We start from the raw sequence: 16,506 nt of genomic DNA, 5'->3' as shown, positions 1-16,506 counted from the left end.
GATTAAAAGAGAGGAACAATTATTGTTTCTCTCTTTTAATTTATTGCTTTAGTTAAATCAATTTTTAATAAACTTTGTTACTCGGAAATTACTGCCATCGTATATTTGAACTATATATATCCCTGCAGTTAAAAAACTTATATCAATTAGAATTTGATCCAAACTCAATTTAATATCCTTCAATATTTGTCCGCTTATATTTATAAGCTTTAGTGAAGTATTTTTTTCGATTGATATTTTTGGATCTTTTACAAGGATACAATCAGTCGCTGGATTAGGAAAGATAGTCAGCAATTGATCCTCATTAATTGACCGCTTCAATGAACCTTCCTTGTATCCAAAATAGTATTCGTCTCTAAATGTTCCAGCTATGGTGTTCAATTCATTATTTGTATATTCAATAAGGCGACCATCATCATCTATTTGATAACTAAAAACTTTATGGCTTACTAGATTATTATTAAACAAATAATTTGACTCCTCTATACGATCGTGTATGTTATATTGAAAATTATTCTCTTCACTTCCAAAAGAACTCATATAGAGAGATTTAGTCAATTTTGATTGCGCATCAATGTAATATGTTCTAGTACCAAGTATCACGGAGGTATCATCAATATTATAGTAACTTACCACATAATCATTGTTTAAAGGGGATAATTTTGTTTTCTCACTCAAAGTATACTGTTGCAAATTTTCATTGAAGTACCACTTGTCAAAACCCGAAGGACCTGTAATTAGCAGATCTGATCCATTAGTTGGAGAAAGTATTGAAGTATTGATATTCGTCGAATCGTAAATGTAGTAGGGATCAATTTTAGTAAATAATCTATTTTGAGCTCCTGGAATAAATCTAGTATTTTCTAATTTAAATTTATCTTGAAAAATATCATTATTTATGCTATAATATTGTATTAATTGATATTCTTGTATATCTCCATTGTTATAAACTATTTGTGATATATTTTTGTCTGCATCCCATTTGAAATTTTCTGTATTATATATAAAATGGGTATAATTTTTGATTAAATTCCCATCAAACTCAATCAAAAGTGAATCACCTTGTCCGACTAAATTATCTTTGTCATAATCAATATAAGATATAAGTCTATTGTCTGAATCATAGTTATAGTGGACTTTTCCATAATATTCTTCATTTCCATTTTTTAAACTATAAAAACGTGTTTGATAAAGTGATCCGGTGTTTTTGTAATCATAATAAATTCTTATAATTCCTTGATTAATATGAAAAACTTCAAAATCAACAATATGGATTTTATCATCTTCATATTGAATCACATAAGTGACCTTTCGATTTTGTAATTCATTTTCAAAGTTTGAAATGATAATAGTATCGGGTTGGAGCGTAAATGATCTATCACCATTTTTAAGATTTAAATCCTGTAACAAAGCACCAGGATAATTAGCTAGAGCAACTATCTCAGCATGCTTCATCTGAGACTTACCTATATTAAGCAATAAAAAAATAAAGACAAAAGTATATATCGGCTTCATAGAATAAATTATTTAGATTTAAAAATATTCAATGAAAGGAGTAAATGCCATTTTAACTTTTATAAAGGTACATATTAAAATTAAGAAAAATATACAGCAAATGGAAATATGACAATTACAATTTTTTATTAGGAATAAGACCTTGTAGAATTATACCCAGGATTATGACCAATACGCATCCGATTAAATTGTACCACAAGAATGCAATATTGATTATCCCTTTTTCACCAAGCAAATAAAGAGTCAAAATTACAACCTCTGAAAGAATGGCAGCCCAAAAAACTGCTGTTCCACCAATCTTCTTGAAGAAAAATGCCACAGCAAAAACACCCAAAACAGCACCATAAAACAAGGAACCTACGATATTAACCGCCTGAATTAAATTTTCAAACAATGAACAAAACATTGCAAAAGCCATAGCTAACAATCCCCACAATACGGTAGCGAACTTAGTTGCCCTCAGATAATGTTTGTCATCCTTATTTCGTCTAATAGATCTTTTGTACAAGTCAACTACTGTGGTGGAAGCAAGCGCATTTAGTTCAGAAGCCTTACTTGACATCGAACTTGAAAAGATCACTGCTATTAATAACCCCACCATTCCTACAGGAAGATATGAGAGTACATAGGATATGAACACATAATCTTTGTCATTTGTATCCAGATTTGGATCCACTTTTTTAATCAAGCTATCCGCATTAGATCGCATGAGGCCAAGAGTCTTTTCAATGCTTTGGATCTTTTCTGATTTGGCTTCCGGATGCTCGAGCACATTATTATATTCCCTTTGTCTTTCATAAAACAAAAAATTATATTCGTCTTTGAGCTTATTCCATTGAGGCGCTTCTTCAGATTTCTCAACAATTGAAATATTAACCGGATTAAAATGGATAGGAGGTTTATTATAAATGTAAAAGACAAAGACAAGCACTCCCAATAGCAAGATGAAAAATTGCATTGGTATCTTAAGAATACCATTAAACAACAATCCCAATCTACTCTCTCTCAGCGAAGCACCTGAAAGATACCTGCCTACCTGTGATTGATCTGTACCAAAATATGACATAAATAGAAAAAAACCACCAATTACACCTGACCAAAAGTTGTACCTATCTGATAAGTCAACTTTAAAATCCACAAGGTTCATCTTCCCTGTCTGACCTGCTATTGCAAGACTTTGAGACAGACCAATTCCATCAGGCAGACTATTTAATAAAATAATAAAAGTTAAAAATAACCCTAAGAAAATCACCAACATTTGAAATTGTTGGGTCTGTGCTACCGCCTTGTAACCACCAAATGTAGTGTAAGAAATAGTCAATATGCTGAGTGCTACTATAGTCCATTTCAGATCCCACCCAAGCAACACCGAAAGCACTATGGCAGGCGCATAGATCGTCAAACCTGCACCCATAGCTCTTTGTGTAAGAAAGAGTAAAGAAGTCACAGTTCTGGTCTTAAGGTCGAACCTCGTTTCAAGGAATTCATATGCAGTACTCACCCTCATCTTATAATACAAAGGCACAAAAAATACTGAAAGCACGATCATTGCTATTGGAAGTCCAAAATAAAACTGAACAAATCGCATTCCATCCTCAAATCCCTGACCAGGTGTAGATATGAAGGTAACAGCACTCGCTTGAGTTGTCATGATGGAGATACAAATAGCCCACCATTTCATATCCCTATTGCCCACTACGTATGACTCTGCCGTCTGATTATTGATATTTTTAGCAATACCATATATTGTAATGAAAAGCAATGTGGCGATCAATACTACCCAGTCGACTTCCCTCATTAACGATTGAATTTATATTGGATCATTAAAAAAATAACTAATAAAATGATTTGGCTAAGACCAACCAAAATGTAGGCCCTTGTCCAATTTTCTCGACTTTCTAACGGATTATTCTCCTCCATATCAAAGTGATAACATATTCTCAATTAATCTATAAGCACCTGGTATTCCTGCAGGTAATTCTCTGTAAAATACCAGCCCGGTATAAATGTAGGTCCCTTTGCCATAATTTGCTATGATCAAAGAGCCACTAGATGGGTTTTCATTCTTGTCATTCATGCTTAACATTGGTATATAATGCTCATCATATTTATCAGCAAAGTAAACCCCTCGCTCCTGAACCCAGTACTTAAAATCATCCTGTGTGATCTTATTAGGTTTATTAAAGATGTTGTGATCCGGTTGCAATATAGTCATAACTGCATGTTCATCTGTGACCCTTGTTCTGCCAAGTGTCAAAGGATAGGGCCCAAATTGCTTGATCTTTAGATTATTACTTGTGTTATATTGGACTATGACATGCCCACCCTGCTCGGTATAAAGATTCAGCGTATTGTTTAATTGCTCTGATTGATCAAGAACATTAAATGCTCTGATGCCCAGTATAATAGATTTATATTTTTTAAAATTTAACAAGTCAAAACCTGTAGGATCGATTAGTTCTATGTCATGCCCGGCATCTCTAAGTGACTCAAAAACAAGATCTCCAGCTCCGGAAATGTATCCGATTTTTCCTGAAGATTTGACTGACTTTACTACAGACATTGCAACTTTGTTCGGCATATTGATGACCCTGTATGGCAAATGATCATATTTTATTTCTTCGAATCCTCTATTAAATGTTTGGCCATCAGATATCACATGGGCACCGATCGAATCGATACCATCGAAATGGCTACCTTCTATCATAAAAGAAACATCCTTTTTTTCACCTTTGAACTTAAAACTTACTGGAATAGAAGCTGGAATTGATTTCCAACCCTTTGGAAGATCAAGTATTACTTCACCCACTTTAAACCCCTTTGAAGAGCGAACTATGCATTCTATTTTTGTTAGATGATCAGATTTAGCAACTACTGAATTTCGTTTCAGATTTACTGTAAGTTCAGGGACAACCTGAATTTTATCATATTTCTGACCAAATGCAGGATTAACAGATTTATAAAAAAGTTCTATTGGATAAGAAATTTTATGGCCGCTAATCTGAACTTCCATCATTCCTATCATCACTGGATCATTTTCTGGTTGCCCAATGATCATTCTGTCCTTAACATCATACATCATAGGGGAAAACTTACCTTTTAGCCAATATGGGCTAGTAAATGGCAAATTTTGAGGTAAGCCTATTTTGAAAGTTTCTTTAATATCATTATTATAAGCTAAAGTTGATTCCTTCAATTTAAGCTGATTGCCTATGAGGGTCAGCGAATTAATGCTAACAGCTTCAGGAGATCTATTTATATATTCTACATCTACCCTTATTGAATCACCTGGACAAACTGTTTGTTGATCTGTTACAACTTCAGTATAAAACCCGGCGCAGTTAAGGATAATTTGATTGATTTCATCTTGTTTAATTTTTTTCCAATAATTGTCTTTCAATGAACCTACCTTGTCATAAAGACTGATCAAAGCCTGTATAGAATTCTGTGGCATGTTAAAATCAAAAGTCTTCAAGATTTGATCATAGGCGACTTGCACCTCGCTTCCTCCTTCTACCCTATCCCAATTAGTATTCAGCTCACTAAAAGGATTATTTTTATCAGAAGCCGCAGTTCCATTGAGTAGTTCAAGATATTCAATTACGGAGCCTCGACTATAAGCTGATCCAAATCCCTGACACCGATGCATACTTCTTGAGCGTGCAGCCAATTCACCATTTGAATAGCCCAATAATGGAAAATATACCCCACAATCAAGCTTGTATAGGTTTGTTTTATCAGCTTTATCAAATTCTTCTTTTGTTTTATAAAAAAAACTAGAGGTATTACAATACATGTTCGATACCTGCCATGGTCCGAATGGAAAATTTTCAATTTTATAATTTGGATCAGCGGCAAGTAAGATAGCTTTGTCTGCAAGAATAGCTGATGCTGAATGATGGCCATGTGTTTCACCAATGTTCTTTGTTGAAAATCGATTAATAATGACGTCAGGTCTAAATCGTCTGATGGCCCCTACCATGTCTTTTAAAATTTCAGCTTCTTTCCAGAAGCTCATAGTTTCATCAGGATGCTTAGAAAAACCAAAATCATTGGCCCTGGTAAACCATTGCTTGCCTCCATCTACAGATCGAGCTTGCAATAATTCATGAGTCCTTAAAACACCTAATAAGGCTCCAAGCTCCGTTCCTATAAGGTTTTGGCCGCCGTCCCCTCTGGTCAATGATAAATAAGTTGTATTAAAATGTTTTTGATTGGTGAGATATGAAATCAATCTTGTATTTTCGTCGTCAGGATGAGCAGCGAGATACATTGCATTCCCGAGTACATTCAATTTTTGTAGCTGGACATAAATAACATTGGAAGGAACCGGACCAATTTGCTGGCTGTAAACCAAGGTATTTAAACCCAATAGAATTAGAATTAGACAACTTTTCATCAAAATTATTGCTTTTAATTGACCAAAATAAAGTAAAATATTTCGCAAATTCGAAATTTAAAAATTTTTTCATGAGAAACATCAATATTGATTCTAAGTTTACTTTATTATACAAATTAATATGTATAGTCTTCATTTGTACTTATTTTTATTCGTGTAAAACTACTTTGAGAGGCTCCAGGCCAATAGTTCTGGAAGATAAAAAGATAGATAAAGATTCCCTTTCAGCTGATGTAATTTTACAGATGAAAGATTCCTGGACAGCCTACAAAAAATTTGCCTGGGGAAGAGATGAGTTGAAACCATTATCCCAGTCTTTCAAAGATTATTATGGTGAAAGTTTACTTTTCACACCATTAAGTGCCTATACGACATTAAAACTTATGAAGTTGGATTCAGAAGCTCTTGAATGCAAGGAATTAATATTAAGTCAACTTTCATTTGACAAGGATATAGATGTCAACCATGCAGAAATGGTTCATGTGGTGCTTGGTGGCTTGCTTAGTGCATATGAAATGGACGGGGATGAAAAATTCTTACGCTTAGCTACTGAATTGGGTGATAAAATGATGCCTGTCTTTAGAGCTCCTTATGGTCTGGTTTATAGAAATATAAATCTTAAGACAGGGATCGCCTCAGGAGAAATATGTAATCCTGATGAAATAGCTGGCCTAATACTGGAATATGGAATACTAAGTAAGTTGACTGAAGATCCAAAGTATTTTAATGCCGCCAAAAGTGCTGCTAAAACTCTTTATAGTAAAAAGTCAAAACTTAATTTGTTGGGTGCAGCTATCGATATAAGAACCGGATTATGGACTAATCCTGAAACTCATATAATGGAGGGCATGGATATTTGGTATGACGATCTCTACAAATCTGCTGTTATGTTTAATGATGCAGAATTAATGGAAATGTTCAATACAAGTATTTCTGCCGTAGTTAAGTACCTAAAGGAATTTACTAATATGGGCACATGGTATGAACTTGGAAATATGGCATATGGGACTCAAGTGCATCCGGAATTTAGTGCGCAATCATGCTCTTTTCCGATTTTATTAGCTAATTCAGGTGATATTAAAGAAGCTGAGAATATGATGGAATCTGTCATAAAGTATTGGGCTGAATATGGTATTGCACCCGAACAAATGAATTACAAGACCAAACAAGTTATTTCAGCATCTTACCTTTTACGCCCGCAAGCCATTCAGTCTGCTGCAGTCCTTTATAGAATGACTTCAAAAGATAGATATCTGAAAGCAGGGGATTATATGTACAGTTCAATGATAAAATTTTGTAAGAATGGCACGAATGGTTTTGCTGCATTGAGGGATGTAAGAACTTTAGAAAAAATGGATCAAATGGATTACTATTTCTATTCTTCCACCCTTAAATATGCTTTTTTACTTTATAATGATGAAGTCGCCAACACTTTAGGGCAATATATAATTAGTACAAACGGAATGATGTTTAGAAGGTGATGAAGTGAGAAGGTAAAGAGTTGAGAAAATAAAGAGGTAAAGAGGTGAGAAGGTGAGAAAGTCGGGAGAGAGAAAAAGTTTTATCACAGAGGATAATTTTCAACCATGAAACATTCGTTATAGGATAATCAGTTTTGCACCGAATTTAATGAAGATTTAAGATAAATGGTGCTAATTTTTCCGAAAAATGAAAGGCATACGCTTATTAACTTTATCTAGTAATGATAAACTAGGACACTAAGGGATTTTAATCTATGATTACAACTTTAGCTGCTATTGAACGAAGACTTTCACATGAATTTTAAAATGTGCCCTTTAGGGACAGGTCGCGACCTGTCCCTAAAGGGCACATTTTAAAATTTACGCTTCAATTTAACATTTTTGCTATTCTAAATTTCACCCATGACTAAAGTAAAGGGCTATTGAACGCGAAGATTTATTAAAGCCTTTAATTTTGAAATTAACAATCAATTACTCATTACCCATTATCCATTACCCATTATCCATTACCCATTATCCATTACCCATTATCCATTACCCATTACCCATTACCCATTATCCATTACCCATAAAAAAAGGCCCCGAAGTCACCCCCGAAGCCCATTCATCTATATTGATACACTTTTAAGCTTCAAAAAACTTATCATATTCGTTATCATCTTTTTTCTCGTTTCCAAGAATGACACGTTCAGGACGAGGAGCATTAAGATCTAAATTACTCTTCTCTCCTTTATTACCCATCAACATTAGCGTGCTATCTTTTTCCCATTGTTCCAACATTTTCATGCCGTCTTCTTCAAAAACTGCATTTTGTAGATCGATGCTATCCATAAAGTTGGTGGACATTTCCATGAAACGCTCCATCTCCCCTACTTTCATGGCTACATCATCAGCGATAGATTCCATGGCTTGATCAAAGATGGCACGTTTGTCAGAATTTCCGGAAATGATATTCATCGCTGATTTCATTGCACTATGAGATGCACGGATAGCCGATCTCTCCTGCTCCTTCACCTTGACCTGATCACGTGTATCTTCTACAAGTATCTCTGAATTCGAATACATTTTGGTAAGAATACGATAAAGTACTTCCATCTTTTGATACAGAACGGTATATTTCTCATTGGTATCAGTAAGTCTTGCAGCCTTTCTTGAAGATAACACCATGTGTTGATCCTTTTCCATCTCTTTAGCTTTACTTGCCATTTTCATATTCATGTCGATGGAATCCTTATTCTGCTCCATGATGGTCTGTAGTTTACGCATCTGACCTTTTAGGTTGCCTATTTGAGTACCCATCTTCTTAAGATTGTTTTCCAGGTCTTCTACATAACTTTTCAGAATACCGATAGGATCTATTTGAACGAACCAACCTGTGACAGTCCTCATGATGCTTTTGTACATGTACCAGATCAGGTTGCGCATTTTTGGGTCAAAAACCATATACAGCAAAGCGCCTAAGGCGATAAGCATCCCTGATAGATACAGCGTATTCATAGCCAATTCGATCAATACAGGCAAAGCCTGATATAGAAGGTATCCACCTCCAACTAATATTCCTGCTCCAACAAACAAACCGGCCTTTCCTTCAGGACGTTGCAAAAATGTCTTAGCTTTCCCATCAATACTACTGAATGGTGTGAGTTGTGTCATGCTGACTTTATTTAATGTTTTGGTTAATTAATTCAATGTCTTTGTTAAACTCAGTTATGATCTCAGCAAAGGTATGTTCAAATTTGTAACGAGAATCTTCTATTTTGGCAATAGATTCAGCAATTTGGCTATCGACACCATCGATGTTTTTTTGATAATCGTTTATTTCTGACTGAAGTTTAGAAATAAGATCCTTATTTCGGTCTATCTGAGATTGAAGTTTTTGCTGTTCGGCTTTTCTTCCATCAACTTTGGCCTCTTTCTGATTTTTTAGCGCAGAATCAAACTGAACTTTTTCCTTCTGGATGATTTGTTTGTAAAACTCAGCACTCTTTACCAGCTTATCTTTCGTAAGGCCCATTGTAGTTCCTGTGGTGAAAGCTGACATCATAGCTAGTGGCTTATCCATCGGTAGTTTGATCAATGCAGCATATGATTGCTTGAACTCGATATAATCAAAACCTTCCTGGTTACTTTTTTCCAGAGCTTTCATTAAGAACTCAAGACTTTTGATATCTGATTCTGAAGTTAATTCAAATAATGATGACAACTGGTCTAATTTTTCTGACATGATTTTATTAAATGTTTGTGTAAAAATAAGTAAGTATTTATAAATGTCGCCAATTAAACGATTTAACACAGTTCTTATTCGATTAATTCCCTATTATGCTATACAAGCAACCTTTTTATGCCCAGCGAAAGTTAGAAGGTGAAGAATTTAGGAGGTGAGAAGGTGATAAATGATATCAGGTGATCTGGTGATCAGGTGATCTGGTGATAAGTTACAAAACTCATATAGCATAAATTATAAAAACTCTGTGTTACTCTGGCAACTCGGTGTTAATCAGGATCCTATGTTTTTATTAAAACATTCAACTAAACCACAAACGATTCCACGATACGAAAACCCATTAAATATAAATTTTAAACTCGGAGTTGCCTGAGGAGCCAGAGGTTACTCAGAAATAAGTGATAAGTGCGGTTTCCCGTTATCATTTGACATTAGTGCACTCTTCCATTGAATTCGGTGCACTCTCCATTGGTTAATTGTTGCACTAAAAACTATCATACTCTAATACTATCTGTTCTAAGCTTACATCGTTAACAACATATTGCAAAGATGAACTTCCAGGACAGGTCTCAACCTATCCCTGCAGTTGATCTTTGAAAATACCGTCATACTTTAGTACTATAGACTTTAATACTATAGAATTATAATATTTCTTATATCCAATTCATGGCGGACAAGGGGAGCTATTTCAGTACTTGCATCATAATGTTTTGGCATATTGTTTTAATTATTGCGTACAAGGGCAAGCCATGTCCCTACATACATTCCAATATGTTGACATACCATTATACTATTATACTGCCAAATGCCTCCTTTTTCATTTTATTACATCTCATTATCATTATTTGACAAAATAATTTATCTTAGCGTCTTGATTTTTTGAAATAAGATTTTTTTTATAAACCAAATTTAAAATATTATATGAGCACAGTGGCTACACCTACTAAACATCCAAAAGGACTCTGGGTACTTTTCGGCACAGAAATGTGGGAGCGATTTAACTTTTATGGAATGAGGGCTTTATTGACCTTGTTCATGGTTCATTCACTTATGATGCCAGAATCCAATGTATCATTGATATATGGAGGATTTTTAGGGCTTTGCTATCTGACTCCGATGTTAGGAGGTTTTATAGCTGATAGATTTTTGGGTAATAGAAATTGTATCATCATCGGTGGTACATTGATGGCAATAGGCCAGTTCTTATTATTTATAAGTGCAAGTACCTTTGGTTCCAATCTCAGCATGGCGACATCACTTACGTGGGTGGCTTTAGGTGTGATCATTTTTGGAAATGGTTTTTTCAAACCAAATATTTCCTCTATGGTAGGTAGTCTTTATCCAAAGCAAGAGAAAACAAAATTGGATTCAGCTTTTACAATTTTTTACATGGGGATTAATATTGGTGCATTCCTTGGACAATTTATCTGTCCATTTCTAGGTGACGAAGTAGTTGATGGAGTAAGAAATATTCACGCATTTAGATGGGGTTTCCTTGCTGCTTCAATAGCAATGATAATTGGAACATTAACTTTTTTCTTCTTAAAAAATAAATATGTAGTTACTCCATCAGGAAGGGCGATAGGCGGTCTTCCAAAAAATAATGTCAATGAGGACTTTGAAGAAGGAGAAGCTCAGAAAGCTAGTTTTTCATCAAAGTCATTGGGTTTTGCAGTTGCGGCTTTAATTGGGTTAGGTTGTTTATTTCACTACGGTTTTGAGCAAAATATTATCTATTCACTGATTTATGCTGCAGGTATCACATTAGCCGGCCTTATTCTATCTGATTCTTCACTTAACAAAATTGAGAGAGACAGAATTTTGGTAATTTACATTGTTTCATTCTTTATTATATTTTTCTGGGCAGCCTTTGAGCAGGCAGGTTCGTCCTTGACCTTCATCGCAAATAATCAAACAGATAGAAACATAATGGGTTGGAATATTCCACCATCTATGGTTCAGATCTTTAACGGATTATTTGTTGTTATTCTGGCCATCCCTTTCAGTATGCTATGGGATACTTTAAGATCAAAAGGCAAGGAACCAATATCTCCATTAAAACAAGCAATAGGATTACTCTTAATTGCAATCAGTTATTTCATTATCGCTAATAATGTGAAAGATCTTGGCAATACAGGAATGTTGGCTGTTAAATGGCTGATCCTATTATATTTAATCCAAACTATGGGTGAACTTTGCCTATCACCTATCGGATTGTCGTTGGTTGGAAAATTGTCGCCTAAGAGATTTTCCTCCTTATTATATGGTGTATTTTTCATTTCTAATGCAGCAGGATATGCATTGGCAGGTACTTTAGGTTCAATTCTACCTGCTACAGGTGAGAAATTTACTAAAGCAACTGAACTTGGAGTTAACCTTCAAAGTGTTCTAGACAAGACCATAACTCCTACAATGCAGCAGATTCAGCTACTCAAAGACAATCAGATACCATGGGAATATCCATCTTTTGCTGGGTTCCAAATCACCAGTCTATATGAATTCTTTATGGTATTCGTTGTATTGTGCGGAGTTGCAGCTATTATCCTTGCAGCATTGACTCCTGTATTGAAAAAGATGATGCACGGTGTCAGATAAAATGTATTCTATTTCAAATTTATTATAAGTTATTGTTAAAATAGAAAGAGCCGAACCCAAACGTTTGGCTCTTTTTTTATCTTTAAAAAAAATTAAGCATGGCACAAAGTGTTGATCACGCATTGACGATTGAAGAAATTCAAAATTTTGACGGAAAGTATCCAAAACAACTTTGGTATTTATTTACCGTAGAAATGTGGGAACGCTTTTGTTTCTATGGGATGCGCGGTGTTCTTACATTTTTTATGGTAGACCAATTATTGTTGAAAGATGATATGGCCAACCTTCAATACGGAGCGATACAGGCATTCGTTTACGCTTTCACCTTCATTGGTGGAATTTTTGCAGACAAAATCCTTGGTTTCAAAAAATCTCTGCTATTTGGGGGTATTGTGATGGTATTGGGCAACCTACTTATAGCCATTTCACCAAATGAATTGTTTTATTTTGGAATTACATTGTCCATTATCGGAACAGGATTTTTCAAACCTAACGTATCTTCCATGGTCGGCGAACTTTACAAAGAAGATGATCCTAGGAGAGATGCAGGCTACGGCTTATTTTATGCAGGTATTAATGTAGGAGGTCTTTTAGGAGGTGCTCTTTGCATTTATCTTGGAAAATATTATTCCTGGTCATTGTGTTTTCTAGCTGCAGGTATCGTGATGATCATTGGTGTAGTAACATTTCAACTAACAAAAAAACACCTTGGACCAATTGGCAATAGCCCATTAGCAGATATAGAACCACGCAAAAGAACGATTAAAGAAATCATGGTTTACGTTGGTTCTATTATCAGTTTACCATTTATTTATATAATGGTCAAGAATACGGATTATACTGATTATTTCATGTATACGATTGGGGTTGTAGCCGTTGTGTACTTTATTTTCGAATTAAACAAAGTCATAGGCAAACCAGCAAAGCAAAAGCTACTTGCTGCTTTTGCATTCATATTTTTATACTTATTATTCAATGCAATTTTTGAACAAAGTGGGGGTTCACTTTCATTGTTTGCCAAGGACAATGTAAGCAGCGATCTGTTATTCTTTACAATGGATCCAAATGTGGTCAATAACAGTTCCAATTCATTGTTTGTTATCATTTTCAGCCCGCTAGTCGGATTGCTTTGGATCGCAATGTACAAGCGGAAAATCGAACCAAATACGGTGATCAAGTTCGGTATTGGATTTCTTTTCCTATCAGCAAGTTTCTACTTATTCTATGCAACAAAGTTTTTTGTGAATAGTGCAGGTCTTGCCTCGCTTAATCTCTTCACCTTCGCTTATTTAGTGACTACGTTGGGAGAGTTGTGTTTAGGACCTATCGGCATGTCCATTATTACAAAACTGTCACCAAAAAGACTTTTTGGTATGATGATGGGACTTTGGTTCCTCGCGAGTGCTTTCGGACAGTTTGCTGCCGGTAAACTAGGAGCAGAAATATCTCTTGCAAATACAGGAGGTACGTTGGCGAGTAAACTGGAAGCATACACAGAAGGGTATAAAGATCTTGGTCTTTATGCGCTCATCGCCGGAGTTTTATTGATCGTAGTTTCGCCGCTGATTAGGAAGATGATGCATGAGGTTAAGTAGATCAGAGGCTAGATACTAGATGTCAAATGTCAGAAATTAGAAATTAGAAGTCAGAAGTCAGAAGTCAGAAATTAGAAATTAGAAATTAGAATAATGAAATTAAAATATATAGCCTTTGTCTTAGGGATTTTATCGTCTATTAACGTCTTTGCTGGTGGGGACGATGCTAAGATCAAACTTAATCCGACCAATTGGTGGATCGGTATGCGATACAATAATGTACAAGTTTTGGTTCGTGGCAATACGGCCAATTACAATGAACAGGAAGTCAGCATTAATTATCCCGGAGTAAAACTATCCAAGGTTCACCGGTTGGAGAATGCCAAATATTATGCACTTGATATCATAATCGATGCTACAGCAAAAGAAGGTATTGTCAAAATAAAAATAGGAAAGACATCCTTAGACTGGCCTTTGAAAGCAAAAAACTCATCTGGTAATGGAAAAACTTATGCACAGGGCGTCACTTCTAAAGATTTGATGTACCTTTTGATGCCAGATCGTTTTTCAAACGGAGATCCTAAAAATGATAAAGTCCCGGGAATGCGGGATCAATCATTGAATCGTGATACAGTCTTCAACAGACACGGTGGTGACTTGCAGGGTATTATCAATCATTTAGATTATTTCAATCAACTTGGAGTTACCGCACTTTGGTTAAATCCTGTTCTTGAAAATGACATGAAAGACAGAACGGAACATGGTTATGCCTTTACCGATCATTATACGATAGACCCAAGATTAGGGGGAAATATCATGTATAAAAAACTCGTAGAAGCAGCACATTCTAAAGGAATTAAAATAATCCAGGACGCTGTTTATAACCATGTCGGTATTGAACATTGGTGTGTGACAGATCCTCCCATGAAATCATGGTTGCACCAGTGGCCAACATTTACGCAGACAAGCTACAAAGATCAGGTTCTGATGGATCCTTACGCCAGTGAGATTGATAAAAAAATAATGAGTGACGGATGGTTTGTTACTGCAATGCCGGATCTGGACCAGAATAATCCTTATGTAGCTAAATTTCTAATTCAACATGCACTTTGGTGTGTAGAAGAATTTGGAATTGATGGCTGGAGAATAGATACTTATGCATACAATGACCTTGAATTTATGAATAAGTGTAATGATGCACTAATGAAAGAATATCCTAAGATCAGCATTTTCGGTGAAACCTGGGTTCATGGGGTACCCAATCAAAGTTATTTTGCACAAAATAATTACAACATCAAATACAAAAGTAATTTGCCGGGAGTAACAGACTTTCAGCTGTTGTGGGGAATAAATGATGTCATGTCTAAACCATTTGGATGGACTGATGGTGTAAATAAACTATATTCAACTTTAGCTCAGGATTTTGTATATAAAAATCCATACAACAACGTTATTTTTCTTGATAATCATGATATAAGCAGGGCATATTCTGCTTATAATGAAGATCTAGCGAAATACAAAGTAGCATTAGCGTGGCTGCTGACATGTCGAGGTATTCCACAACTCTATTATGGAGGAGAAGTACTTATGACTGGTGTGACCAATCCAAGTGATGGCTATGTAAGAAAAGATTTTCCAGGTGGTTGGGTAGGTGATAAAGTGAATAAATTTGCCAGAGAAGGTAGGACTTCTAAAGAAAATGAAGTGTGGAACCTCATAAGTACTTTGGCTAATTATCGGAAAGATTCAAAAGCATTGACAACAGGGAAAATGATGCAATTCGCACCAGAGAATGGAATGTATGTATATTTCAGATATGATGGCGATGAGACGATCATGTGTGTCATGAATACAATGGATAAGGCGCAGGATGTCAAACTTTCAAGGTTTAACGAAAGAATAGAAGGATACAATATGGCAACTAATATCGTTAATAAAGAAACTAAAGGACTGAAGGATACATGGTTAATACCCGCCTGGACGATGTGGGTAATGAAATTAGACAAATGAAATTTACTTCATTAATGCGATTTAAATGTTAAATAGCAACATTTATTAGTATGACTAATTTCAATAACTTACATTTACGTTCACAAATAACAAGAAGAAAAAGTTTATTTATAATCTGAGTCTTAATAATATGTTTTTCAAATTACATATATTAGTTGAATCATTTAATTTAAAACAATCAATTTGCATCAAATTTAAAATATTATATCATGAAAAATATTATTCTTTTAACAGGCGCTTTAACAATCATGGCAACAGTTTCTTCATTTGGTCAGAATAAGACAACTTTGCCGAAAGCACCACCTCCTCCACCAATTCAACAAGTTGCTCCTCCCCCACCGCCTCCGACACTGGCTTCACAACCATCTTCTTATGATTCTGAACTGAGCGGTAAAAATCTTAAGGAAATCTATCTTGAAGAAAATCAAATTTATAGTTCAGTGGATGTTCAACCTGAATTCCCTGGAGGAAATGATGCATTATATAAATATGTAGGTGCCAATCTGAAATATCCTGCAGCGGCTAAGGAGAATAACATTACAGGAAAGGTAATAGTGCAATTCATTATTGAAAAAGATGGAACAATAAGCACACCAACCATAATAAGAGATGAAGTTGGCTATGGTGCCACAGATGAAGTATTACGTATATTGAAAGGTATGCCAAGTTGGAAAGCCGGTCAGCAGGATGGTAAAATAGTGCGAGTTCAATATACTTTACCTGTTAAGTTTAAACTCTAAACAAGCT

10 protein-coding genes are annotated in these 16,506 nt (G+C 35.2%); 5 read left to right on the top strand and 5 right to left on the bottom strand.

The window, feature by feature from the left end:
* Positions 1-57: 57 nt before the first annotated feature.
* The 3 genes from IPI15_RS03665 to IPI15_RS03655 all read right to left on the bottom strand — a co-directional run bounded on the left by IPI15_RS03665 (position 58) and on the right by IPI15_RS03655 (position 5,914).
* Positions 58-1,515, bottom strand: coding sequence for a T9SS type A sorting domain-containing protein (locus IPI15_RS03665; protein WP_287419213.1), 1,458 nt, complete (start codon positions 1,513-1,515; stop codon positions 58-60).
* A 115-nt stretch (positions 1,516-1,630) separates the two neighbouring features.
* Complete coding sequence (locus tag IPI15_RS03660) at positions 1,631-3,313, bottom strand: sodium:solute symporter family protein (RefSeq protein WP_287419212.1); 1,683 nt, start codon at positions 3,311-3,313, stop codon at positions 1,631-1,633.
* A gap of 123 nt (positions 3,314-3,436) precedes the next feature.
* A complete protein-coding gene (locus IPI15_RS03655; protein ID WP_287419210.1) occupies positions 3,437-5,914 on the bottom strand; it encodes a PIG-L family deacetylase in 2,478 nt (825 codons plus the stop codon).
* A gap of 71 nt (positions 5,915-5,985) precedes the next feature.
* Between IPI15_RS03655 and IPI15_RS03650 the strand changes: the two genes are divergently transcribed.
* Positions 5,986-7,395 (top strand): glycoside hydrolase family 47 protein, encoded by a 1,410-nt coding sequence (locus tag IPI15_RS03650; RefSeq protein WP_287400786.1) that lies wholly within the window; start codon positions 5,986-5,988, stop codon positions 7,393-7,395.
* Between the two features lie 624 nt (positions 7,396-8,019).
* Here the strand turns inward: IPI15_RS03650 and IPI15_RS03645 are convergent.
* Both IPI15_RS03645 and IPI15_RS03640 read right to left on the bottom strand, forming a co-directional pair.
* Positions 8,020-9,048 (bottom strand): hypothetical protein, encoded by a 1,029-nt coding sequence (locus tag IPI15_RS03645; RefSeq protein WP_287400785.1) that lies wholly within the window; start codon positions 9,046-9,048, stop codon positions 8,020-8,022.
* Between the two features lie 7 nt (positions 9,049-9,055).
* On the bottom strand, positions 9,056-9,619 hold the full coding sequence (locus IPI15_RS03640; RefSeq protein ID WP_287400784.1) for a hypothetical protein: 564 nt from the start codon (positions 9,617-9,619) through the stop codon (positions 9,056-9,058).
* A 921-nt stretch (positions 9,620-10,540) separates the two neighbouring features.
* On the opposite strand from IPI15_RS03640, the gene IPI15_RS03635 reads away from it, so the two are divergent.
* The 4 genes from IPI15_RS03635 (at position 10,541) to IPI15_RS03620 (ending at position 16,499) form a co-directional block, all read left to right on the top strand.
* On the top strand, positions 10,541-12,214 hold the full coding sequence (locus IPI15_RS03635) for a peptide MFS transporter (RefSeq protein ID WP_287400783.1): 1,674 nt from the start codon (positions 10,541-10,543) through the stop codon (positions 12,212-12,214).
* A 98-nt stretch (positions 12,215-12,312) separates the two neighbouring features.
* A complete protein-coding gene (locus IPI15_RS03630) occupies positions 12,313-13,809 on the top strand; it encodes a peptide MFS transporter (RefSeq protein WP_287400782.1) in 1,497 nt (498 codons plus the stop codon).
* Between the two features lie 93 nt (positions 13,810-13,902).
* The gene (locus IPI15_RS03625; RefSeq protein ID WP_287400781.1) at positions 13,903-15,759 is read left to right on the top strand and encodes an alpha-amylase family glycosyl hydrolase; all 1,857 of its coding nucleotides are present in this window, start codon (positions 13,903-13,905) and stop codon (positions 15,757-15,759) included.
* Between the two features lie 209 nt (positions 15,760-15,968).
* Positions 15,969-16,499, top strand: coding sequence for an energy transducer TonB (locus tag IPI15_RS03620; RefSeq protein ID WP_287400780.1), 531 nt, complete (start codon positions 15,969-15,971; stop codon positions 16,497-16,499).
* Positions 16,500-16,506: the final 7 nt, after the last annotated feature.

This window comes from Candidatus Brachybacter algidus (genome assembly GCF_016707225.1).
Classification (GTDB): Bacteria; Bacteroidota; Bacteroidia; order Chitinophagales; family Saprospiraceae; genus Parvibacillus; species Parvibacillus algidus.
The sequence above is the reverse complement of the archived record's forward strand: the minus strand, read 5'-3'. Positions and strand labels throughout refer to the sequence as shown.

What these genes read in the sequence shown, in the direction of transcription:
- IPI15_RS03630 (WP_287400782.1), top strand. Translation starts at nt 12,313, where the DNA reads ATGGCACAAAGTGTTGATCACGCATTGACGATTGAAGAAATTCAAAAT.
- IPI15_RS03665 (WP_287419213.1), bottom strand. Translation starts at nt 1,515, where the DNA reads ATGAAGCCGATATATACTTTTGTCTTTATTTTTTTATTGCTTAATATA.
- IPI15_RS03635 (WP_287400783.1), top strand. Translation starts at nt 10,541, where the DNA reads ATGAGCACAGTGGCTACACCTACTAAACATCCAAAAGGACTCTGGGTA.
- IPI15_RS03625 (WP_287400781.1), top strand. Translation starts at nt 13,903, where the DNA reads ATGAAATTAAAATATATAGCCTTTGTCTTAGGGATTTTATCGTCTATT.
- IPI15_RS03645 (WP_287400785.1), bottom strand. Translation starts at nt 9,048, where the DNA reads ATGACACAACTCACACCATTCAGTAGTATTGATGGGAAAGCTAAGACA.
- IPI15_RS03640 (WP_287400784.1), bottom strand. Translation starts at nt 9,619, where the DNA reads ATGTCAGAAAAATTAGACCAGTTGTCATCATTATTTGAATTAACTTCA.
- IPI15_RS03660 (WP_287419212.1), bottom strand. Translation starts at nt 3,313, where the DNA reads ATGAGGGAAGTCGACTGGGTAGTATTGATCGCCACATTGCTTTTCATT.
- IPI15_RS03655 (WP_287419210.1), bottom strand. Translation starts at nt 5,914, where the DNA reads ATGAAAAGTTGTCTAATTCTAATTCTATTGGGTTTAAATACCTTGGTT.
- IPI15_RS03620 (WP_287400780.1), top strand. Translation starts at nt 15,969, where the DNA reads ATGAAAAATATTATTCTTTTAACAGGCGCTTTAACAATCATGGCAACA.
- IPI15_RS03650 (WP_287400786.1), top strand. Translation starts at nt 5,986, where the DNA reads ATGAGAAACATCAATATTGATTCTAAGTTTACTTTATTATACAAATTA.